20 protein-coding genes and 2 pseudogenes are annotated in these 20,447 nt (G+C 63.9%); 9 read left to right on the top strand and 13 right to left on the bottom strand.

What is annotated here, in order from left to right; genetic code table 11:
- Nucleotides 1-102: 102 nt before the first annotated feature.
- On the bottom strand, nucleotides 103-1,353 hold the full coding sequence (gene ltrA / locus AC5V87_RS13645) for a group II intron reverse transcriptase/maturase (RefSeq protein ID WP_495371275.1): 1,251 nt from the start codon (nucleotides 1,351-1,353) through the stop codon (nucleotides 103-105).
- Between the two features lie 1,438 nt (nucleotides 1,354-2,791).
- Here ltrA and AC5V87_RS13640 point away from each other — a divergent pair.
- Complete coding sequence (locus AC5V87_RS13640; RefSeq protein ID WP_456839601.1) at nucleotides 2,792-3,004, top strand: hypothetical protein; 213 nt, start codon at nucleotides 2,792-2,794, stop codon at nucleotides 3,002-3,004.
- 23 nt (nucleotides 3,005-3,027) lie between these two features.
- A complete protein-coding gene (locus AC5V87_RS13635) occupies nucleotides 3,028-3,270 on the top strand; it encodes a PilZ domain-containing protein (RefSeq protein ID WP_495371274.1) in 243 nt (80 codons plus the stop codon).
- A 609-nt stretch (nucleotides 3,271-3,879) separates the two neighbouring features.
- Here AC5V87_RS13635 and AC5V87_RS13630 read toward each other — a convergent pair.
- Nucleotides 3,880-3,963 carry a hypothetical protein gene (locus tag AC5V87_RS13630; RefSeq protein WP_495371891.1) on the bottom strand — a complete coding sequence of 28 codons (84 nt, stop codon included), beginning with the start codon at nucleotides 3,961-3,963 and terminating at the stop codon, nucleotides 3,880-3,882.
- Between the two features lie 288 nt (nucleotides 3,964-4,251).
- Between AC5V87_RS13630 and AC5V87_RS13625 the strand changes: the two genes are divergently transcribed.
- A complete protein-coding gene (locus tag AC5V87_RS13625; protein ID WP_456839603.1) occupies nucleotides 4,252-4,473 on the top strand; it encodes a hypothetical protein in 222 nt (73 codons plus the stop codon).
- Nucleotides 4,474-4,872: 399 nt separating this feature from the next.
- On the opposite strand, the gene AC5V87_RS13620 is transcribed toward AC5V87_RS13625, so the two are convergent.
- Nucleotides 4,873-5,817 (bottom strand): DUF1259 domain-containing protein, encoded by a 945-nt coding sequence (locus AC5V87_RS13620; protein ID WP_495371273.1) that lies wholly within the window; start codon nucleotides 5,815-5,817, stop codon nucleotides 4,873-4,875.
- Nucleotides 5,818-6,108: 291 nt separating this feature from the next.
- Between AC5V87_RS13620 and AC5V87_RS13615 the strand changes: the two genes are divergently transcribed.
- Nucleotides 6,109-7,188 (top strand): Cj0069 family protein, encoded by a 1,080-nt coding sequence (locus AC5V87_RS13615; protein WP_495371272.1) that lies wholly within the window; start codon nucleotides 6,109-6,111, stop codon nucleotides 7,186-7,188.
- A gap of 210 nt (nucleotides 7,189-7,398) precedes the next feature.
- On the opposite strand, the gene AC5V87_RS13610 is transcribed toward AC5V87_RS13615, so the two are convergent.
- The gene (locus AC5V87_RS13610; RefSeq protein WP_456839606.1) at nucleotides 7,399-8,160 is read right to left on the bottom strand and encodes a hypothetical protein; all 762 of its coding nucleotides are present in this window, start codon (nucleotides 8,158-8,160) and stop codon (nucleotides 7,399-7,401) included.
- 14 nt (nucleotides 8,161-8,174) lie between these two features.
- Nucleotides 8,175-8,363, bottom strand: coding sequence for a hypothetical protein (locus tag AC5V87_RS13605; protein ID WP_235539389.1), 189 nt, complete (start codon nucleotides 8,361-8,363; stop codon nucleotides 8,175-8,177).
- 254 nt (nucleotides 8,364-8,617) lie between these two features.
- On the opposite strand from AC5V87_RS13605, the gene AC5V87_RS13600 reads away from it, so the two are divergent.
- Nucleotides 8,618-9,583 (top strand): DUF2336 domain-containing protein, encoded by a 966-nt coding sequence (locus tag AC5V87_RS13600; RefSeq protein ID WP_456839607.1) that lies wholly within the window; start codon nucleotides 8,618-8,620, stop codon nucleotides 9,581-9,583.
- Here the strand turns inward: AC5V87_RS13600 and AC5V87_RS13595 are convergent.
- The 5 genes and pseudogenes from AC5V87_RS13595 to AC5V87_RS13575 all read right to left on the bottom strand — a co-directional run bounded on the left by AC5V87_RS13595 (nucleotide 9,580) and on the right by AC5V87_RS13575 (nucleotide 13,174).
- Nucleotides 9,580-9,924: a DUF1491 family protein gene (locus tag AC5V87_RS13595; RefSeq protein ID WP_456839608.1), complete on the bottom strand. Its 345-nt coding sequence runs from the start codon at nucleotides 9,922-9,924 to the stop codon at nucleotides 9,580-9,582. The genes AC5V87_RS13600 and AC5V87_RS13595 overlap by 4 nt on opposite strands.
- Before the next feature lie 3 nt (nucleotides 9,925-9,927).
- Nucleotides 9,928-10,221, bottom strand: coding sequence for a BrnA antitoxin family protein (locus tag AC5V87_RS13590; protein ID WP_456839609.1), 294 nt, complete (start codon nucleotides 10,219-10,221; stop codon nucleotides 9,928-9,930).
- Nucleotides 10,202-10,460 (bottom strand): annotated as a pseudogene (locus AC5V87_RS13585) (BrnT family toxin). Before AC5V87_RS13585 ends, AC5V87_RS13590 begins: the two are co-directional and overlap by 20 nt.
- 109 nt (nucleotides 10,461-10,569) lie before the next feature.
- Nucleotides 10,570-11,289 carry a peptidoglycan-binding domain-containing protein gene (locus tag AC5V87_RS13580; protein ID WP_456839610.1) on the bottom strand — a complete coding sequence of 240 codons (720 nt, stop codon included), beginning with the start codon at nucleotides 11,287-11,289 and terminating at the stop codon, nucleotides 10,570-10,572.
- Entirely contained in the window at nucleotides 11,282-13,174 is a 1,893-nt protein-coding gene (locus AC5V87_RS13575; RefSeq protein WP_456839611.1) for a PAS domain-containing sensor histidine kinase, read from the bottom strand. The genes AC5V87_RS13580 and AC5V87_RS13575 overlap by 8 nt, the downstream gene beginning before the upstream one ends.
- Nucleotides 13,175-13,582: 408 nt before the next feature.
- Here AC5V87_RS13575 and AC5V87_RS13570 point away from each other — a divergent pair, with 408 nt between their 5' ends.
- Both AC5V87_RS13570 and AC5V87_RS13565 read left to right on the top strand, forming a co-directional pair.
- The gene (locus tag AC5V87_RS13570) at nucleotides 13,583-14,023 is read left to right on the top strand and encodes a DUF5330 domain-containing protein (protein WP_495371271.1); all 441 of its coding nucleotides are present in this window, start codon (nucleotides 13,583-13,585) and stop codon (nucleotides 14,021-14,023) included.
- Between the two features lie 68 nt (nucleotides 14,024-14,091).
- The gene (locus AC5V87_RS13565) at nucleotides 14,092-14,520 is read left to right on the top strand and encodes a SufE family protein (RefSeq protein ID WP_495371270.1); all 429 of its coding nucleotides are present in this window, start codon (nucleotides 14,092-14,094) and stop codon (nucleotides 14,518-14,520) included.
- A gap of 111 nt (nucleotides 14,521-14,631) precedes the next feature.
- Here the strand turns inward: AC5V87_RS13565 and AC5V87_RS13560 are convergent, their stop codons facing one another.
- Nucleotides 14,632-15,048, bottom strand: a complete 417-nt coding sequence (locus tag AC5V87_RS13560) for a Ros/MucR family transcriptional regulator (protein ID WP_456839614.1) — start codon at nucleotides 15,046-15,048, stop codon at nucleotides 14,632-14,634.
- Nucleotides 15,049-15,207: 159 nt separating this feature from the next.
- Nucleotides 15,208-16,068 (bottom strand): DUF308 domain-containing protein, encoded by an 861-nt coding sequence (locus AC5V87_RS13555; protein ID WP_495371269.1) that lies wholly within the window; start codon nucleotides 16,066-16,068, stop codon nucleotides 15,208-15,210.
- A 312-nt stretch (nucleotides 16,069-16,380) separates the two neighbouring features.
- Between AC5V87_RS13555 and AC5V87_RS13550 the strand changes: the two genes are divergently transcribed.
- Nucleotides 16,381-18,030 carry a glycosyltransferase family 39 protein gene (locus tag AC5V87_RS13550; protein WP_495371268.1) on the top strand — a complete coding sequence of 550 codons (1,650 nt, stop codon included), beginning with the start codon at nucleotides 16,381-16,383 and terminating at the stop codon, nucleotides 18,028-18,030.
- A 127-nt stretch (nucleotides 18,031-18,157) separates the two neighbouring features.
- Nucleotides 18,158-18,935 (top strand): annotated as a pseudogene (locus AC5V87_RS13545) (class II aldolase/adducin family protein).
- Nucleotides 18,936-19,048: 113 nt separating this feature from the next.
- Here AC5V87_RS13545 and AC5V87_RS13540 read toward each other — a convergent pair.
- Nucleotides 19,049-20,443 carry a M20/M25/M40 family metallo-hydrolase gene (locus AC5V87_RS13540; RefSeq protein ID WP_495371267.1) on the bottom strand — a complete coding sequence of 465 codons (1,395 nt, stop codon included), beginning with the start codon at nucleotides 20,441-20,443 and terminating at the stop codon, nucleotides 19,049-19,051.
- Between the last annotated feature and the right edge of the window lie 4 nt (nucleotides 20,444-20,447).

Here is a 20,447-nt window from a genome sequence, read left to right as displayed (position 1 = left end):
TCTGGCTCCCTCACTCGGGGCAGAAAGTTTACCATGCGCGCCGAGCTATTGCAGCCCCCCGAAGGAGGGCATGTGTCCGGTCGGGGTCAAAATGCGAAGAACTCAGATTGAAGCGCGGTAGGGACGGTCATTGCTGACCGCCCCCCGCCCAAATCCGTGCAGGCGGAATTCCCGCACACGGCTCCCCCTCGGGTGCATGACGGCGAAACGTTTGTCAGGATACGGGTGAAGGATGCGCGGTTGAGGGAGCCAGTCGGCGGCTAACCTGTGCATTCGTTGCCATGAGAAGCGGTCCTTCTGGCCGCGCCGCCGCAGCGTGCGCAACCAGATGCGCGTCACATGATAATAGAATGCTCCCAGTGCGCGGCCGTTGGTCGGCACGGCATGGTAGGCGAAGAAGCCTCTGACCACTTGCTTGAGCCACGCCCCTTGCTCGGGGATAGGTTCGTGCATGCGCCGTCGCAATTCCTCCTTGACCCTCTTGAGCGTCGCCCGCATGCGATCGCGCCGTGTTGTTCTTTTGACAAGGAACTGGCCACGGCGGTTGCGTTCACAGATGAAGGTAAAGCCAAGAAAGTTGAAGGTCTCCGGTTTTCCGAGCCCGCGATGAGCGCGTCGTTCCGCCGCAAAGCGGCCGAACTCGATCAGGCGGGTCTTGTCCGGATTGAGCGACAGCGAGAACTCCTCGAACCGCTTGCGCATATCGTCCCAGAAGCGCCGGGCGTCCGCCTCGTGCTCGAAGCCGACGACAATGTCATCAGCATACCGCATGAGGATCATGTCACCCGTGGCCTCGTGCCGTCGCCAGCGCGCGGCCCAGAGGTCGAACACGTAGTGCAGGTAGACGTTGGCGAGCAGCGGTGAGATGACCGATCCCTGCCCCGTCCCCTTTTCACTGACCGTGACAACTCCGTTCTCTAGGACACCCGCCTTCAACCACTTCTGGATTAGGCGGATAATGCGCAGATCGCCGATGCGGTGCATCACAAATCGCACCAGCCAGTCTTTGCTGACTGAGTCAAAAAAGGAGGCCACATCTGCGTCAAAAATGAAGTTCACTCGCCTGCTCGTGATCCCGACGACCAGCGCATCCAGCGCATTGTGCTGACCTCGCTTGGGTCGGAACCCGTAGCTGAACCCGAGAAAGTCTTCCTCGTAGACGGCGTTCAGCACAGCCGCAGTCGCTCTCTGGACGATCTTGTCCTCGAGCGCCGCAACCGCCAGCGGACGCTGTTTCCCATCAGCCTTCGGTATGTACGTCCGGCGCGATGGCAGTGCCCGGTATGCTCCCCGATGAACCCGCTCGTGCAGATCAGTGAGGTTTCGGTCAGGTCTGCTTCGTAGGTCGGCCACGTCAGTCCATCCACCCCAGAGGTGGCATCGCGTTTGAGCGCGAAGAACGCCATCCGGAGGCAGTCGATGCTGATGTGGTGGAGGAGTGCGGTGAACCTCTCCTTCTTCCGTTGCCTTGCGGCTTGCCGTACGCGTTCCAGCGCCTGTGTCACGCGCTCCCGTCCTGTGTCCGGTGCGTGCTTTGCTGGCGCGCGTTCCCCTTGGCCCCCGCCCTTGGCTCCACCGGCTCCGCTGCGGTCGGGACCGCTTTGTTCGTCGGCTTCACAGCTACTATGGCAGAGTCTGACTTCTCGCGACCGTGCATCATCGGCTTCGGCTCCTCGCCTTCCCAATGCGGACCGGCGGCTGTTGCCGAGCGGTCGATCGCGAGATCTCCCGGTTCCCATGCAAGGAGCGTCTGCACATGCCAGGGTCTCTGACCACGCCGGGTCGTCCTGGCGCTCGCGATGACGCGCCTGGATGTGTTGCCTTCCGCCATTTGCACGGCGTCGGCACCCGGAATAGGACTCTTTCGCGGCTCGATGGCTGGCCTATGCGCTCCCCTGTCAACGCTTCGCCGACACCCTCGCGGGCAACTGCGCATGACTCGGGGCCGATGTGGATCGCTACTCCTTCATCGTAAGAGACTTGCACTCTCTACTCCTTGCCGGTCTCCCGGCGCTTCGCAAATCTGGTCCGCTGCGTCGCCGTGAGCGGACCTCCGTCAGACGACGCGCAACTTCGCCGATGGGGAATAAGCGGACAGGGCTTGGTCGCGGCCGGCTGCTGGAGATGCAACGGGCCACGAAGAGATCAGTTGACTGTCGCGATAGGCATCACCGGGGACAGCCCGGCGGTTTCAGATCAGGATCTCTCCGTGATGACGGTTGGGCGACTTATGCCACACGCGATTTGCGACGGTGCCTAGCAAGATCGGCCCAGCCTTCAGCATGACCGGCCGCTGCAACGGACGCGCAGGGGGAGTACGGCGGCTTGCAGCGAACTATGCGGGTTGCTTCTCGGTAGCGTCTGCTGCTTCGCCGAAAACCGATAGCCATTTTATGGAAGCTTATGAAAGCGTTAAATGATTGCCGCAAAACTACCTGCATATTTTAACAATTTGGAGGACACCGGTGTCCGAGGTACTCGATTTCCCGCGCGGTCGAGGACGTCCTACATCTCATCCCGCTGTTCGTCGGATCCAAGGACTTACAAACGTCCTGTCTGAGCTGCATGAAGCAGATCTTCAGAGCCAACACGACATGCGACGTGCTCTATGGATGCTCGATCTTACTAACAGGTGCGTTCAGATTATCCTGTCTGACTTTAAAGACGATCCGAGTATCCTTCAGCTCACTCGGCAAGCGGAAGAACTAATTAGTAGCGTCGAGAGAGCCCGTCAGATGGTTGATCAACTGGGCTCAGCTTTGGATGGCGCTGCTCTAAGCAGGTTTCAGTCATGAAGCTTGTCGCTACGCACGAGTACCCGTATCTCGACGTTCAAACCTTAAGCGAGCGCCTAGCGCGCGACACGTTATTCCGATATGGCGAGAATTGCTTCGTGTTGCACATGACTCCCGGCGAAGGGGAGGAAGACCAGCTTTTGTGGTTGGATAGCCGGGCGGCGCTGCTTTGGATCAACCAGAGCGTTGAGGAATACGGATCGATCTAGGGACTGCAATAGCAGTTGAACTCATGGTAGAGACGCGTAACGCACCACGCTTTCGTGCGGCGATGCCGGCACAAATAGACGGAGCCGGAGATAAGATCTCCTGCACGATCCGCGATATCTCGACATCGGGCGCGGCGCTGCAATTCTTGGATACGACAGACCGAATACCCGCCAGGTTCACTCTGGTCATCCCAGAGCACAGTCTAAAGTTGCCCTGCCGAGTGGCTTGGCGCGCACCCTTCCGAATAGGTGTGGCGTTTCTCTGAAAGTGATGCCGGCCTGGAAGTTTTGTAAGTCAGTATTGACTTACACCATTAGTATACCGCGTCGATTTTCCCGGTGCACAGTGGACTCTTAGACACGGGCATCACAGCCAGCGGATAAGTATCCGGCTTATGGCATTCGGCATATGGTCTTGGCCGAGTAAAGATCAAAAAAGGCGCGAATCGATTGGCGAAGAAAGTCACCTGGTACCCGGTCTGTTCCTGGCGCAGGAGCTGCTTGCATGATCTCGTACGTCAGGGGGAAAACGTAATGCAGGCGGTCTTGGATTTTATGATGCCAGGAAAATCAGGACACTGAGCTGCAGGCCGACACATCACGCCCCGTCCAGCTCCTGCCAAGGCGGAGTCTGCTAAGGGTCAAAAGCGCCGATTAGGTCCCCTGCTTTGCCATTTCCGGACTGCTTTGAGGAGCGGATAGCTGAGCAGCTCGTTCCGAATTCGCCGTCGGGCCACTTGCGGAAGCAAGGGCCCCTCGTCGTGGGCCGAAGCCTCGTTCCCGTTGCCGCATTCCCGCACCAACACCTTCCCGAACTCGGCGGCTCCTGACTGAACGTCTTGATCAGACGGATGAGCCCCATCGGTTGTTGACCCTCACTGCGCTGATGCCCGTCTATATATATATGTATCCACGATCGTGAGCCGATGCTGGACTGCGTAGGCCGCGATGACAGCCATCTGATTTGCGATCGAGTATTGCTGACGATCCGTCGACATCCGGACTTACTGCTCAGCCCGGCGCTCGCGCTCAGCACGCAGGGGCAGCTGGCATGCTGGACAGTGAGCTCTGTTCCCAAGGCTCCCGGCCTGTGCGACTGTCAGCCTAATCCAACCCGCCTAAAAACCAGGAAGTGTGAAGCTGCTCACCCCTGCCGAATCTCTCCTCGCCTACAATAGGAACGTCTCCGTTCCGGATGCTTATCCGGGAATGGACGAGTCGGAGCTGGTGAAGCTGGAGGCGCGGCCATGAAGCGCCACCCCTTGAGCAAGTCGTTCGGTAATGGAGCGGGCCACGTTCTGCGCAAGCACAACAGCCCCGTACTGCTGTTCAGCTGGCGAGGCAGGCCCGACGGATCGGCCCGCTATGTGGAGCGCATCAATCGCTACGCTCGCAATGGGGTGGAATATCCCAGTCTTGCCGCCCTGATCCGCGCCGTGGAAGCCGAGCACGCTCCCGGTCATCCGTAACTTTTCCAAGGTAGGCCTGCCGACGTGAGCCGCCGAAATTATTCCGGCCGACGTACGTCCCCTGGAGCCAACCCTGGGCTTTGCCTGCGACCAAAGGATCGGGTTCGAACGTCGCGAGCTTCTGCTCGGACCGCCATAGCTCCCCGTCGTCGCCAAGGACATAGGCTTGATAGTGGGCGTCAGGCCGGCTGTGCTTCAGCGCTGGTATCGGTCTATACCGCGATCCGTCTGGCCCGCGTTGCAGTCTATTTGCGTGGAGGCGAAGCGCCAAGGGCGCCAGGCGTCAGGACCATCCTCCATGTTGCAGGGGCGCTCGTGACAATCGCGCTCATCGTCACGACCATGGTGGCGGCCATTCGCCGAGGCACAGCGCCTCGTCCCCGACCTCCCCTTCCCGCATCACTTCCTTTCGCTCGCGGTCTTGTCGAGCGCAGCGCGCAGGCCGCCCGCGAGCTTGACCGCGTCATCGTCGGCCCAGAAGTGCATGAAGAAGAGACGCGGCTGCTCGTCCAGCATGTGGCTGTGAAGTGCCGTCACGTCGATGCCGTGGGAGCGGAGCGCCGCGATGACGGGGTTGACCTCATCGCCGGCCAGCACGAAGTCGCCGGTGATCGCCGCCTTGCCGCCGCCGGTCGGCTGGAAGTTGATGCCGGTTGCGACCCCCAGTGGGGCAGCGGGGCTCAGCTGCATGCCTTGCTCCATGGCCGGATCGCGGCGGGGAACGTTGAACTGGTAGACGCCGCCATTGGCCTGGCCCTTGACGCCGATGATCTGATCGAGCTGCGCCGTGTCGAGATCGACGGCGGGCGGAGGGGCCGCTGGAGGCGCCAGCGACAGCGGCGTCTTGCTTTCAGCGAGTGCGTCCTTCAGGGCGGCCGCGATCCTGAGCGGATCGCCGTGCCCGGCGACGTGCATGTAGAACGTCGCCGGGCTCGCGCCGAGCAGATGATTATGAACGGCGGTGATCTCGAGCCCATTTTCGATCATCTTCAGCATCACCGGATTGATCTCGGATTCGAGCAGCACGAGATCGCCCATCGCCATGACGCCGCCATGCGCCGGCTTGAACGCGACCCAGCCGCCGAGCGCCAGCGCGGGCTTGATGGTCACGCCACCGAGCGTGACCGCAAGATCGGTGCGCGGGAAGCCGTAGCGATGCACGTCGCCGGAGACGGCCGCCTTGCGGCCCAGCGTTTGATCGACCTTCTGCCAGTCGATCTCCTGCGCATGAGCCGCCGCGATGAATCCGGCTGCGATGCCGATCAGCGCCGCGCAGGCGCTGACGCGCCGTGCCGCATTGGAGAGCCAGGACGATTTACCGGATGAGATCGTGAAAAATGACATGCTACGCCCCTGGTGAATCTCAGGACGCGACGCTTTGGCATGTCGCCTCACGGGGAGATCGCACATCCCCGATGGCTTAACGTAGAAACCCGGAGCGGTGGGCTGTCAACCCGAGCTTCCCGCGAAAGCGCGGGATAGGCGTCACGAAGAGTTCACCGCCCGGATGGAACCGACGCTCTCTTGAAATCCTACGACCAATTCTCGTAGACTGATCCTCGTGGGGACGATGCAGACTCCCCGTGAGACCCAGGTCCAAGCTCTGCGCAGCACGCAAATTCGTGGAGCTTGCGCATGGACACCGAACGACACTCCTCTCACCGACCTGCTATCGCCATCCTCTCCCGCGGAGACGCTGCCGCGCGTCGCGACGCCACGGCGCAGAACAGCCGCTTCGTCCACGTCTTCGAGGCCCTCGCCGCGCTTGGCATCGACGCGCATCCGGTGATTTACGACGAAACCTTCGCTGACGCTGTCCGCGATCAATTGCTCGCCGCCAGTGGCGTGCTGGTCTGGGTCGACCCGATCCATCAGGGCAAGACGCGCGCGGACCTCGACATCCTGCTTCGCGACGTTGCAGCGCGAGGACCTTGGGTAAGTGCACATCCCGACGTGATCCTGAAGATGGGCGTCAAGGAGGTGCTCTACCGAACCCGTCATCTCGGCTGGGGCGCCGACACGCATCGCTACGACACGGCAGCGAGCTTCCGCGAACAGTTTCCGCCGCGGCTTCGAACGAGCGGCCCGCGCGTGCTGAAGCAGAATCGCGGCAATGGCGGCCAGGGCGTCTGGAAGGTCGAGGCGCTGCCCGACACCGATGCCATGGTTCGCGTGCTGCATGCAAAGCGCGGCAGCGTACCCGAGGATATGCCGCTCGATGCCCTCTTCGTGCGATGCGAGCCCTATTTCGGCTGGGGCGGCTGCATCATCGACCAGGCGTTTCAACCCCGCCTGCCCGACGGCATGATCCGCTGCTACATGAGCGGCGCCAGAGTCGCAGGTTTTGGGCATCAGAAGATCAAAGCCCTGATCCCGCCGCCGCCTGAGGGGCCGGACTCGCCTGAAGCCCAGCCCGGCCCGCGGATCATGCAGGGCCCCGACGCGCCGCAATTCCAGGCGCTGCGGCGAGCGATGGAGAACGAATGGACGCCGCAGATGCTGGCGAGGCTCGGCATCGATGAGGGTTCGCTGCCGGTGATCTGGGATGCGGATTTTTTGTACGGGCCGCGCGACCCAACGGGCGCCGACACCTACGTGCTGTGCGAGATCAACGCGAGCTCCTGCTTTGCGATTCCCGAGGAGGCACCGGCCGCCATCGCACGGGCGGTGAGGCAACGCCTTCTGCTGAATCAAAAAGCTGACTCCGGCAAATAGAGACCGTGGCGAGCGCGCGTCGCGCAAGGCGCTCGCTCAATGCCCTCCGCGCCGGCAGCGCTCGTAATCGGCGGGAGCTCAAGGTGAAGCGCGAGGTGGGGTTGCCTATCGCGCATCGGTCGGCCCCGCTATCGGATGCGCTGAAGGAATTTGTGGACACGCTGCAGAAGTAGCGGCGAAAGCCTGATCGGACCGGCGCGCGCAATGCGCTCAGCCCTTCGAGACCACCGCGCGGCCGTAAGGCGGCTGGCTCATGACCGGCGGGTTGGCGGTCTGGGCGGCGAGCTCGCCGATCAGGCGGTCGGCGTCGGCGGCCATGCCGTCGGGCGCCTGGATCACCAGGCGCTCCAATGCCCAGCGATAAGAGGAAACACGCTGTTCGAGGCACTGCTGCACCCATTGTACGATGAGCGAGTTCTCCTGCATGCGCGCGATCGCGTCCTCCATCTCCCGCGGCGAGAGCTCGGAGACGCGCACCATGCTGGCATTGCGCTTCCTGTCGAGATCGATGACGCGGATCGCGGAGGCGAAGAACGGCTCGAAGCGGGTGATGTCGTTGCGCACGTCCTCGATCAGCTGCGCATAGCGTGAGGAGTGCGAGCGGTGCGGCTCGTCGATCAGCGTGCGCCCGTACATGGTGCGATCGAACACGATCTTCTGCCGCCAGGGCGAGGGCAGCGCCTTGTAGTCGCCGAACACGCTCTTCCAGGCCGGACGCGACAGCGGCGGCTCGATCATGGGATAGGCGAGGTCGCGAAGCTGGCGCTCTTCGTCGGTGAGCTGGAACTGCGAGGCCTTGAGGCCAAGGCTGCCGGTGGCCTCAACGCCGAGCCAGCGATGCATGTCGTCGCTGCGCATATCGGCGCGGGTGCGGCCGAAATCGCCGCCGCTGCAGGCGGCGAGGCTCGCGCCCAGAGCTGCGAGCAGAATGGCCGATATGAAGGGCCGGATCTGGCGGATGGTTTCCGGCATTGCGGGAGCCGGATCTAGCGGCGGCGGCGACGGCGCCCCGGCGCTGTGCCCTGCTCCGGCCCGCGATCGCCGCTGGTTTCGTCGCTCTCGCGCTCGATGCGGATCACAGGGAGAATCACGATCGTTCCCGTGTCCGTGCGCGGTGTGGCGTCCCCCGACGAGCCTACCCGGCGACCGGCCGGAAATTCGATGATGGTCCCCATGTCAGCTCTCTTCAATTGCCGCGCGACCGAACGCGCCCCTGCAACATGGGTCCATTAAGATCAGCTCATGGTTAACGGGGTGTAAACACGCCCCTCCGACCGTAACCGCACGGCCTTCGCCGCGCCGTCCCGTTGCGGCACGACAATGCCTGTAAGTGCAGGGCGCGCTTCACGCCTCGTTTTCCTTAACGAGGCTTTAAACGAACCGGCGCTAGGTTCGCTGCAAGTGTCTCTTCCAAGTTGCGTACCTCTCCATGACCAAGTCGCTGTTTCCCGGATTCGACGGGCTGATGACCCTGTCACGTCGTGAAGGCGTCGATGTTCGTCCAACGCTGCTGCGCGTCCTGACCGACCTCTATGTTCAGGCAAGCACCCATAGCGAGGACGAGCAGCGGCAATTCGTCGAGCTCGCCACGCGGCTGATCGACCAGGTCGACGATGCGACGCGCGCCTCGGTCAAGGCGAAGCTCGCGACCTATCCGCAGACGCCCGTCCCGGTCCTGCAGAAGCTCGGGCTGGTCGCGGCCCAGGAAGGCCGCAGGATTCCGCTCGCGCGCGAGATCTCGGCGCCGTCACCCAGCCGCGCCCCGACCGACGCGGAAGCGCGCATGGGCGCCAACATGGCGATGCAGCCGAAGGAAGCGGCCGAAATCCACGACACGTTCTTCCGCGCCGGCGCCTCCGAGCGCGCGCTGATGCTGCACAATCTGGCGCAGACGCCGCTGAAGGCCGCGCCGCGGATTCCGACCGTGCGCGCCAAGCGCGCGATCCAGATCCTGGAGATGGCGGCAATCGCCAATGACGTCGAGAACTTCACCTATGAACTCGGCGACAGCCTGATCCTGCCCTCGCGCGTCGCCGCGCAAATCGTCGACGATGCCGGCGGTGAGGCGCTCGCAGTCGCCGCGCGCGCGCTCGACATGCCGAGCCCGAATTTCCAGCGCATCCTCTTGTTCTTCAAGCCGGAGATCGGCAACTCCGTGAACGAGGTGTACCGGCTGTCGCGACTCTATGACCGCCTCAGCGACCGCGCGGCGCTGGTGATGCTGGCGGCCTGGCGCGGCTCCACGCTCGCCGTGACGCGGGCGAAGTATCAACCTTCGCTGCACGACAGCGAGCGGCAGCGCGCGCGTGCCGGCGCAAGCCAGACGCGACCGGGCGTGCAGCCCGGATCCAGCCCGACGGTGCGCACCGGCACCGGCGGGGCGTCGGAGCGCTAAGTCTTCGCCAAATCCAGGAAATGCCGCCCGGCGCGGTCTTCGGTCTCGACGATCCACGCATCCGGATCGAAGCGGAGCTCCTTGGTCAGGCGCTCCTCAATGGTGTGCTCCGGCAGGGGCTGCGGCGCGACCGGCACGAAGAAGCGGTCGACGGGACGGCCGTCCTCATAGACGGTCTGCGGCGCCGGCACGTAGAGCATCGCGTTGCCGTCGAGCAGCGATACCTTGACGAACACCGCACCCGCCTCCTCGGCGCCACGGCGGCGCACCGCCCCGAACACGCCCTCGGTCTGGCAGCGGCGCAGATAAGCGGAGACCCAGATGTTTGATTTCAGGCGCATGAGCTAGCCTGCTGCGGAGGTACGCTTGCGCTTCACCACCTTGAGCAGTTCTTCATCGATCCTGCTCTGCCAACCCGGACCTTCCGCCTTGAAATGGTCGACCACCACGGGGCTCAGGCGCAAGGTCACCTGCCGTTTTGTCGGAGCCTTGTTGGGGCCGCGGCCCTTCCGCACACCTGGGAAAACCTCATCGAAAGCCTTGGCCCTGGCGAAGTCATCCTTGGTCCATTCCGGATTGTCGCTCACCGCACGCATGTCCCGCGCGGTGTAACCTTTCTTAGCGACGGATTTCTTCATAGAACCTCCTTTCTTTCTTGCTGGCAGGGCGCATGCTGACGATGCTTGCGCCTTCAGCTCCGCGGGTCGCGAAGATGACTGAGACAACGCCGAATGCTAATGCCGATCGCGCGCCAGCGGTTGCCATAGGTCGCCAAAACCAAGGCATTGTCGAAGAAGGTCTCGTTGAGATCCGCGAAATCCATCCCGTGCTTGTCGAGATTGGCTTGGCGCTTCGGTTCGTCCCAAACGATCTTCACAGGATTATTTTGTAGCTACAAAATAATCTCAAGTCAATTGTGATGAAGTATCCGCCCGCGCAGCGGCAGCGAGACCCAGTCAGGAGCGTGGATATGCACAGCCCGACAATTATTCGACGGGATGGCCGATCACGGCGGCGAGCTCGCGCAGCAGGCGGTCGGATACCTGGCCGGTGACCGGCATCTTGTGCTCGCGCTCGAACTTCTGGATCGCGGACTGGGTCTCGCCACTCATCGTGCCCGTGATCTTCAGATTGCCATAGCCATATTCGGCCAGCGCGCGCTGCACGCCGGCGATGCGCCGCGCCGCCGGGCTCTGCGGCGGCGGGATCGGCGCCGGCGGACGCATCGCGGACGACGGCGTCGCGGTCGCCTTGACCAGATTGGTCATGGGATCGTTGCCCGCGCGCGGCGTCGATGCGGTCGCCTCGACCGGCCTCTCCACAGGCTTCTCGGCGGCTCTTTCAGCAGGTTTGGGCTCGACGCGAAACTCCGTCGCCCTCGGTTCGAGCGGCGAGGTGTCGGCGCCGACGGGGCGCGGACGCGGCAACGGGTTCGACAGCGGCACCGACGAAGGCACGGGAAGATTGATCACGCTGCCGAACATCGGCGCCGGATGCCGGCCGGTCTGCAGGAACAGCGCATTGGCGACGATCGCGGCGATGGCGGCGACGGCGACGAGACCGGCCAGCGTGTCCTTCGGGCTGTGCAGCAGCACGCGCATCACGAGGTTGCGCTCGGTCTCGACGTCGATGACCGCGGCCTTGGTCCCATCCTTGGCGCCACGGCGGCGCGGAGCGGCTTCGTCCTTGGCAGACTTCTTAGGCACTTTTCTTCACCAGAGCGGGTTGGTCGTTGAGGTCTTCGTGAAGTTCCTCGCGAATTTGGTCGTAGGCCTCCTGGCGCAGCACCGGCGTCAACGTCGTGACCTTGCTTTCAACCGGCTTGCCATCGAAGCTCTTGGCTTGCGGCGGCGTGTAGACGAGCGGCAGCTTGACGGTGACGGCGGTGCCCTCACCTAACCTGCTTTGTAGCGTCAATTCGCCGAGATGCAACGCCACGAGACTCTTCACGATCGAAAGTCCGAGGCCCGTGCCTTCGTGGCGGCGCTGATAGGTCTTGCCGGCCTGGAAGAACGGCGCGCCGATGCGCTTGAGATCATCCGGCGCGATGCCGACCCCGGTGTCGGTGATGCGCAGCGTGAGCTGCGAGCCTGATGCGGCGGCCGTCACGGTCACCTGACCGCCGCGCTCGGTGAACTTGATGGCGTTAGCGACGAGGTTGAGCACGATCTGCTTGAATGCGCGCGGATCGCCGGTCATCACAGGCAGGTCCTGCGGCGCATCGGTGATGAGATCGATGCCGTTCTCCCGCGCCTTCAGCGCCAGCAGATTGCAGCAATGCATCAGCGAGGCGCGCGGCGCGAACGGCTCGGACGCGATCTCGAAATTGCCCGTCTCCATCTTCGACATGTCGAGGATGCCGTTGACGACGGACAACAGATGCTGGCCGGACGCGTTGATGAGCTCGGCGTATTCCTTGCGCTGGGCCGCGCTGAGCATCAGGGTCTGCTCCTGCGCGATCATCTCGGAGAAGCCGATGATGGCGTTGAGTGGCGTGCGCAGCTCGTGACTCATGGTGGCGAGGAAGCGCGTCTTGGCCGCATCGGCCGCCTCGGCGGCGCTGCGGGCCTGGTCGAGCGCCTGCTCGGACAGCTTCCGGTCGGTGACGTCGCGCATCACGCCGACGACTTCGGCCTCGCGCGCGACATCTCCGCTCATGTCCTGATCGAGCGGCCGGCAGCGCATCTCGACCCAGATGAAATCGACTTGATAATTTCCCTGGCCGCGCTCGGCCGCGTCAGGCTCGCGCCGGAGCCGGAACTCGACGCTGCGCACCTCGCCGCGCGCGGCATCCGACAGCGCGGTGAGATAGGCCGGACGGTCGGCGACATGGACGCGATCGAACAGGCCGTGACCGAGCAGCTGCGCGACCGGCATGCCGAGCATGGCTTCCACCGCCGGCGAGATGAACTGCACCGCGCCGTTGCGCCGGTGCCGCGAGATGACGTCGCTCATGTTGCGCGCGAGCAGGCGATAGCGCTCCTCCTCGCGCGACAGCAGCGCGACGCTGGTGCGCGCGAGCGATTCCGCGCCAAACGCAAGACCCGCGGCATAGAGCGTCGCGGATGCGACGCCGAATGCCATCAGCACGCCGCGCTCTGTGGCGCTGATGTCGCCGGCCGGCGGCCACCCAAGCTGGCTGAAGAGGATCAGCAGCCCCGCGCAGGAGATCGCAAGCAGGCAGGCGAAGGCTGCGACGCGTCGCGAGGCCGAGAGCGCTGCCTCGAGCGGAACCACGACCAGCCAGATCGCGGCGAAGGATTCGATGCCGCCGGTGGTGCCCGCGACCGTCACGATCAGGCCGGCGAGCGCCAGTGACGACAGCACATGCGCGCCTTCATAGCGGCCGGTGCGCGACAGGAACCAGGACAACAGGATCGGCGCGATCAGCCAGGCGAAGGCGGCGACCTCGATCGCGCCTGGCGCGCCGCGCATGGCGAGATAAACGGGAAAGGCGGCGAAGGCGGCCAGGCTGCCCAGCAGCCGCGGCGCCATGAAGGCACGATGGCGCGCACGCGTCAGCGCATCGTAACGCGCGGAGGGATGCAGCAGCGCATCGAGACAATCGCGGATGATACTCAAAACTGTCACGGGTCTCGCGCTTCGGCTCACTCGTCAAAAGACGCGCCGGAACGCCTCCTTGTCGTTGAGCCACCGTGTCAGAGCGACCTTAAACGAGTGCTAAGGCAGCGCCGCGCGCGGCCGGACACCGCATCAACGCGGGGCTTTTTAGACGATTTGGCGACGTCTTCAGCAGGAATGGTGAACACAGGGTTTCATCTTCCCGCACATGGTTTCGAAATGGTGGATGCGGCAGCCCGAATGGCCGCTTGCCTTCCGGCATCCATCGAAAATCGACGAGGCCGGTCCTTGCGAAGTTTTTTGCGTCAATTTTCCGCGAATTAAGCTCGAAGCAATCACTTGCGATTTATCGAGAGTTGCTAGGTCCCCAAGCCCGCGGACATCGCCGCGGCGGGATCTAACATACAGGTCGATCAGATGCGCTTTCTGCTCCGCATCACATTCTGGCTCGGGCTCGTGCTCGTGCTGCTGCCGCGGGACAAGACACCTCAATCGGAGAAGCTGCCGCAGATCGGCGCCGCCGACGCGGTGCAGGCTGCGACCGCGGCCGTGTCCGACATGAGCCAGTTCTGCAAGCGCCAGCCGGCGGCCTGCGAGGTCGGCGGACAGGCCGCGACCATCATCGGCCAGCGCGCCCAGGACGGCGCGAAGAAGATCTACCAGATCATCAACGACAAGAAAGAGCAGATCACCAACGATAAGAACGACAACAAGAGCAACAGCAAGAAGGCACCTGACCACACCGGCTCGATCGCGCTGGCCGGCGAGGGCGACGCTGCGACGAGCGAGGCGCCGCGCGACACCCTGACCCAGGACGACCTCGCGTTGGAATGGCGCGGCTCGTCGCAGGCGAATTAGGCCCCAAACCCTATCGATTTCGGCTCTTCGCATCCCTATATTGGCTCGAACAGGAACTTTGGGCCGATATGACGACGATCGACGAAATCAGGGACAATTTCGAGCTTTTGGACGAGTGGGACGACCGCTACCGGTATGTCATCGAGCTCGGCCGCACCCTGGAACCGATGCCGGAAGCCGAGCACTCCGCCGAGAACAAGGTGAACGGCTGCGTCAGCCAGGTCTGGCTCCAGAAGGTGGTCGAACGCGATGGTGGCGTGCCGGTCCTGAAATATCGCGGCGACAGCGACGCACATATCGTGCGCGGCCTGGTCGCCATCGTGCTCGCGCTCTACTCGGGCCGCACGCCGCAGCAGATCCTCGAGACCGACGCGATCGCCGTGTTCGACGAGTTCGGCTTCCGCGATCACCTGACGCCGCAGCGCTCCAACGGTCTCCGCTCGATGGTCGAGCGCATCAAGACCGACGCGAAAGAGGCGCTGGCGGAAGCGTCGTAGGAAGGGCCGCAGCGTGGGCAAAGCGCAGCGTGCCCACCATTCTGACTGCAATCAACGAGAAATCGCGGGCACGGCGCTTCGCCCCTTTCCCCGCGAAGTCCGAGGCTGGCGCTACTTCCGCTTCCGCTGCTGTTGTCCCAAGCCCATCTGCTTCGCCAGTTGCGAGCGCGCCACCGCGTAGTTCGGCGCGACCATGGGATAATCGGCGGGCAGGCCCCATTTCTCCCGATATTGCTCCGGCGTCATGTTGTACTGGGTGCGCAGATGGCGCTTCAGCGATTTGAAGCGCTTGCCGTCTTCGAGGCACACCAGATAGTCCGGCGCGATCGACTTCTTCAGCGACACCGCAGGCTTGGCCGGCTCGAGCGGCACAGCCTCACCGCGGCCTGACGACACCCGCACCAATGCACCATGCACCTGGCTGATCAGGTTCGGAATCTCGGCAGCTGGCGTGGGATTGTTGCCGACATAGGCCGACACGATGCTCGCCGTCAGCTCGATGAAATTCTTGGCCCCGGCATCCGACATGGGCTCGACCTTTCCCTTGAATCGCGTCTCCGGGCAGAGACGCCAGCAAAGTATTCCGTGTCAACAATACGTTCGGCTGAAATGAGACGACTGATGAATATGGGGCGATTACTGACGCCGTGACAAGAACGGCAGGTTTTACTTGGGCCAGGCAGCGCCTCAGCCCCGCTGGTCGAGATGGGCGCGCAGCTCGTCGATCGAGGCAAAGCGCATCATGCCCTCCGGCATCTGCGCTTCGATCGAGCCGTCGGAATAGAGCGAATATGCCATGCCGTCGACGACGCCGGATTTCAGCACTGTCACGGGCGCCTGCTCGGCCGGCGGCTCCGGCGCGGGCGGCGGCGGTGCTGACGGGGCAGCTTCAACAAATGTCGACGCCGAGCGCGGTGACGACGGACGGCGCGGGCCGGCCGCCGGTTCCTGCGGCCGTCCACGGTCCGGCTTCGGCCAGGCGTCGTCGAAGCCCGCGGGCGTCTCCTGAGCCTCCGTGGGCGCTCCAGGCGGCTGCGGTGGCGCGCTCTCGGCGGGCTTCGCCTCCGCGCGCTCGCGCTCCTTGCGCGAGGTCGAGGCGAACAACAGGTTGCGCCGGCGCGGCGCTTCGGGAACTGCGGGTGGAGCTTCCGGCTCCGGCGGCGGTGGCTCGACGCGCGGACGCTCGCGCGTGGCGGCCTCGCTCTGCCAGGGCGGCGGACTTGCGGCCGGCGGCGCCGGCTCGGGCCTTGCCGCGGGAGCAAGCGCCGGCTCGGGCGCAGGCGCGCCCGGCATCGCAAGGCCCGGCAGCACGGGCCTGACGCGAACCTCGGACGGCGCGGCCGATCCAGCGAGCCGGCGGGCGATGTTCCTCAGCTCGAGCACCACGAAATGCAGGCCGACCAGTAACATTCCGGAGCAGACGCCGATGGTACCAGAGATTATGAGGGTGCTGCCGAGGCTGAATTCCCTGACGGTGAAGCCAAAAGCGACCGCAACGAGGCCCGCCACAGCGGCGACGATGCCCGCGATCAACAATGCCAAGGTCATCGAATCCACCCCAGGTCGCGCATCCACACGCGACATCCTCTATGCCACGATACCGTCATACTATGTTCCGCGCCAACGGCGAATTGTAGGCCGCGTTCCTAAAGGAAAGGAAATCAGGGACTTATTCACATTCCCTTCAGCTAGGATTGGCTACTGCTAGACTGCTTCCAAGTTCCCGATTTTGCTGCGCCGCATCAGGAATTTAGCCATAATGCCCAATTACTTGGTAATGGAACTGCGCTATACGGAGTCCGGGGAGCAGGCCCGCGCGCACCAGCAGGGCCGAGAGGGGATTCCGGGTCACCAATAGCCATGACATCCATCACGACTTCGGCGATCGACACGCCTCAACGGCGCTCGATCGAACGGACTTGCGACGATCTCGCCATGCTGGTGCTGGCTGCGGTCGCCGTCATCGCAGGCTTGACCTTCCGCGACTACGGACTCGGCTGGGACGACTACACCCACGCTGAATATGCCGATCTGTTGCTGCGCATGTACGGTTCCGGTTTCAAGGACACCGCCGCGCTCTCCTTCGCCAACCTCTATATGTATGGCGGCGGCTTCGACATGGTCGCGGCCCTCCTGCACAAGGTCATTCCGCTCGAGCTGTTCGAGACGCGACGCCTGGTCGGCGCGGTCGTCGGCGTGATCGGGCTCGCGGTGACGTGGCGGCTCGGCCGACGCGTCGGCGGCCCGCTCGCTGGTCTCGCTGCGCTGCTGCTGCTCGCGCTCTGCCCGATCTTCTACGGCCACATGTTCATGAACCCGAAGGATGCGCCCTTCGCGGTGGCCATGATCATCCTGATGCTCGGCCTCGTCCGGCTCGCCGAGGAATATCCGCAGCCGTCCCCGCGCACGATCCTGATCGTGGGTCTGGGTGCTGGCCTGGCGCTCGGCACGCGCATTCTCGGCGGCCTTTCGCTGGTCTACGCAACGGCCGGCTTCCTGCCGCTGTTCCTGGAGGAATTGCGCAGCGAGGGGCTGCGCGAGTCGGTGCGACGCTTCGCCCATGTTGTCTATGTGCTGCTGCCCGGCCTCGTACTCGGCTATCTCGTGATGGGCCTGATCTGGCCGTGGTCGATCATGGAGCCCGGCAATCCCTTCGAGGCGCTGACCTATTTCTCGCACTTCTTCGAGAAGCCATGGAAGGAGATGTTCGACGGCGCGATCGTGTCCGTGCCCGACATGCCCTGGTCCTATCTGCCGACGCTGTTCGCGCTGCAGCTGCCCGAGGTGATGCTGGTGCTGATGGGCGGTGCCGTGGTCGGCACCTTCGCGCTGCTGCCGCGCCGCGAGGTCCCGGCACGCCGCAAGACCATCCTGTTGATGCTGACGCTAGCTGCGACGCTGCCGCTCGCGATCGCGATGGTGAAGCGGCCGGCGCTGTACAACGGCATCCGCCATTTCGTGTTCGTGATCCCGCCGATGGCGGTGCTGGGCGGCATCGCCTTCGCCTGGGTCATGGAGCGCCTGCGCGCCAATCACCGCACCTGGCAGCCGGTCGTGCTCGCGACCTTCTGCTTTGGCCTTGCGCTCTCGCTCGCCGAGATGATCCGGCTGCATCCCTATCAATACACCCACTTCAACCACATCGCCGGCACCGTGCGCGGCGCCGACGACCGCTTCATGCTGGACTATTGGGGCCTCGCGCTGAAGCAGGCCTCCGACGAGCTGCGCGAGCAGCTGGTCGAGCGCCAGGAAGTGCCGCCGGTCAATCGCAAATGGAAGGTCGCGGTGTGCGGTCCGCAACGTCCGGCGCAGGTCGCGCTCGGCCCCGACTTCACCATCGGTTGGGATTCCAACGCAGCCGATTTCGCCATGACGCTCGGCGAGTTCTACTGCAAGGGCCTCACCGCGCCCGTGATGGTCGAAATCAAGCGCGACGACGTCGTATTCGCCCGCGTCTACGACATCCGCGGCCGCAGCATTTCCAGCCTGCTGTCAGTGCCGGCGCCATAATAATCTTCTCCAGCGCAGCCCGCTCCATGCGGGCGACGCTGAACTGCCGCGCTCCTGACGCGCCTTGCTGCGAGCTCAGACCAAGACTACGCTCCCTCCCGCAACAACGATGTTCGGAGAGATGACCATGTCACCAGCGGAAGCGCGCCTGAAGGAAGTGCCGTCGAACATGACGGAGGCCGAGTGGCAGCAACGGGTCAATCTCGCCGCCTGCTATCGCCTCGTCGCGCTGTACGGCTGGGATGATCTGGTCGACACCCACATCTCCGCGCGCGTGCCCGGCCCCGACCATCACTTCCTGATCAACCCCTACGGACGTGTTCGAGGAGATCACGGCCTCGAGCCTCGTCAAGGTCGACCTGCACGGCAACCAGCTCACCGAGAGCGAGTACAGCATCAACCCCGCCGGCTTTACCATCCATTCGGCGATCCACGAGGTGCGCGAGGACGCCATCTGCGTGCTGCATCTCCACACCCTCGACGGCACCGCGGTGTCGAGCAGCGCCGAAGGCCTGTTGCCGCTGAACCAGACCGCCCAGCTCGTCACCCACGATCTGGCCTATCACGACTATGAAGGCATCGCGCTCGACCACGACGAGCGGCCGCGGCTCCAGAGGGACCTCGGCAACCACAATCACATGCTGCTGCGCAACCACGGCACGCTGACGGTCGGCCGCTCGGTCGCCTCCGCCTTCGAGCGCATGTATCACCTCGAGCGCGCCTGCTCGATGCAGGTGCGCACGCGCGCGCTGGGCACGCCAGTGTATCCGGTGGACGACGTGGCGATCGAGAAGAATACCGAGCTGCTCGCCAACCGCGACCGCGCCGAGCTGCGCGCGACCAATCTCGTCTGGCCGCCATTGCTGCGCAAGCTCGACCGCGAGCTTCCGGGCTACCGGTCTTGAGATTTTCGGGATTTGGTGTAGGATCGCTTTCGAACGACCTCTGCACGTTTTGGAATGAAACGCCGTCCAATCCCGGGCGGCGTTTTTATTTGAGGTGAGTGACCGCTACGCGATCATTTCACCTCTGCCAGCGCCGCGAGAATCCTTGCCCAGGAGCGGATGCCCTTCTGGAAGCTGCGGAGATCGTACTTCTCGTTCGGCGAATGGATGTTGTCATCGTCGAGGCCGAAGCCGACCAGCAGCGAGTCAAGGCCAAGCGTACGCTTGAAGTCGGCGACGATCGGGATCGAGGCGCCCGAGCCCATCAGCACGGTCTCCTTGCCCCATTCCTCCGCCAGCGCCTTGCTGGCCGCCGCGAGCGGCTTCATGTGCCAGTCGAGCGCCACGGCGGGCGCGGCGGAATGGTCGCCGAACTCGACCTTGCAGTCGCCCGGAATGCGCGCCGATACGTAATCACGGAACGCCTTGCGGATCTTGTGGGGGTCCTGCCCCTCGACCAGCCGGAATGAGACCTTGGCGGAGGCATGCGACGGGATCACCGTTTTCGAGCCCTCGCCGATATAGCCGCCCCAGATGCCGTTGACGTCGCAGGTCGGACGCGTGGAGGCCTGCTCGACCATTAGCCGCCCCTTCTCACCGGCGGGGATCGACAGGCCGACGGGCTTGAGGAACGACTCCGGGGTGAAGCTGAGCTTCTTCCACTGCTCCAAGATCTCCGGCGGCGTATCCTTCACGCCGTCATAGAAGCCGGGAATGGTGATGCGGTTGTCGTCGTCGAACAGGCCGCCGAGGATTTTGGTCAACACCCGAATCGGGTTCATCGCCGTGCCGCCGTACACGCCGGAATGCAGATCGCGATTGGCCGCCGTAATCTTCACCTCTTCATAGAGCAGGCCGCGCAGCGCCGTCGTAATCGCCGGCGTTTCGGGGTCCCACATGCCGGTGTCGCAGACCAGCACGTAATCGGCCTTGAACTCGTCCTTGTTGGCCTCGACGAATGGCACGAAGTTCTTCGAGCCGACCTCCTCCTCGCCTTCGATCAGGAAGGTGACGTCGATCGGCAGCGAGCCCGTGACCTTCTTCCAGGCGCGGCAGGCCTCGACGAAGGTCATGACCTGGCCCTTGTCGTCCTCGGCGCCGCGCGCGACGATGATCTTGCGGCCGTCCGCGTGTGCGGTGACGACGGGCTCGAACGGCGGGCTGTGCCAGAGGTCAATCGGATCGACCGGCTGCACATCGTAATGTCCGTAGAAGATCACATGCGGCCGGCCGCCCACTCCGGTCTTGCCGACGACAGCGGGATGGCCGGCGGTCGGCCTCACCTCGGTTGAGACACCGAGGCTGGCGAGATCCTTGGCGAGATGCTCGGCCGCGGCCTTGCAGTCGCCGGCAAAGGCCGGATCCGCGGAGATCGACTTGATCCGCAACAGCGAGAACAGACGCTCCAGGCTGTTGTCGAAATCCTTGTCGATGTGGTCGAGCACGGATTGAAGCTGCGCATTGGCCATGGTC

Source organism: Bradyrhizobium sp. SOJA106 (assembly GCF_059448745.1).
The sequence above is the reverse complement of the archived record's forward strand: the minus strand, read 5'-3'. Positions and strand labels throughout refer to the sequence as shown.

Bases quoted from the DNA above. Each gene is read 5' to 3' on its own strand.
- AC5V87_RS13640 (WP_456839601.1), top strand. From the start codon at position 2,792: ATGAAGCTTGTCGCTACGCACGAGTACCCGTATCTCGACGTTCAAACC.
- AC5V87_RS13635 (WP_495371274.1), top strand. From the start codon at position 3,028: ATGGTAGAGACGCGTAACGCACCACGCTTTCGTGCGGCGATGCCGGCA.
- AC5V87_RS13630 (WP_495371891.1), bottom strand. From the start codon at position 3,963: ATGGCTGTCATCGCGGCCTACGCAGTCCAGCATCGGCTCACGATCGTG.
- AC5V87_RS13625 (WP_456839603.1), top strand. From the start codon at position 4,252: ATGAAGCGCCACCCCTTGAGCAAGTCGTTCGGTAATGGAGCGGGCCAC.
- AC5V87_RS13620 (WP_495371273.1), bottom strand. From the start codon at position 5,817: ATGTCATTTTTCACGATCTCATCCGGTAAATCGTCCTGGCTCTCCAAT.
- AC5V87_RS13615 (WP_495371272.1), top strand. From the start codon at position 6,109: ATGGACACCGAACGACACTCCTCTCACCGACCTGCTATCGCCATCCTC.
- AC5V87_RS13610 (WP_456839606.1), bottom strand. From the start codon at position 8,160: ATGCCGGAAACCATCCGCCAGATCCGGCCCTTCATATCGGCCATTCTG.
- AC5V87_RS13605 (WP_235539389.1), bottom strand. From the start codon at position 8,363: ATGGGGACCATCATCGAATTTCCGGCCGGTCGCCGGGTAGGCTCGTCG.
- AC5V87_RS13600 (WP_456839607.1), top strand. From the start codon at position 8,618: ATGACCAAGTCGCTGTTTCCCGGATTCGACGGGCTGATGACCCTGTCA.
- AC5V87_RS13595 (WP_456839608.1), bottom strand. From the start codon at position 9,924: ATGCGCCTGAAATCAAACATCTGGGTCTCCGCTTATCTGCGCCGCTGC.
- AC5V87_RS13590 (WP_456839609.1), bottom strand. From the start codon at position 10,221: ATGAAGAAATCCGTCGCTAAGAAAGGTTACACCGCGCGGGACATGCGT.
- AC5V87_RS13570 (WP_495371271.1), top strand. From the start codon at position 13,583: ATGCGCTTTCTGCTCCGCATCACATTCTGGCTCGGGCTCGTGCTCGTG.
- AC5V87_RS13565 (WP_495371270.1), top strand. From the start codon at position 14,092: ATGACGACGATCGACGAAATCAGGGACAATTTCGAGCTTTTGGACGAG.
- AC5V87_RS13560 (WP_456839614.1), bottom strand. From the start codon at position 15,048: ATGTCGGATGCCGGGGCCAAGAATTTCATCGAGCTGACGGCGAGCATC.
- AC5V87_RS13555 (WP_495371269.1), bottom strand. From the start codon at position 16,068: ATGACCTTGGCATTGTTGATCGCGGGCATCGTCGCCGCTGTGGCGGGC.
- AC5V87_RS13550 (WP_495371268.1), top strand. From the start codon at position 16,381: ATGACATCCATCACGACTTCGGCGATCGACACGCCTCAACGGCGCTCG.
- AC5V87_RS13540 (WP_495371267.1), bottom strand. From the start codon at position 20,443: ATGGCCAATGCGCAGCTTCAATCCGTGCTCGACCACATCGACAAGGAT.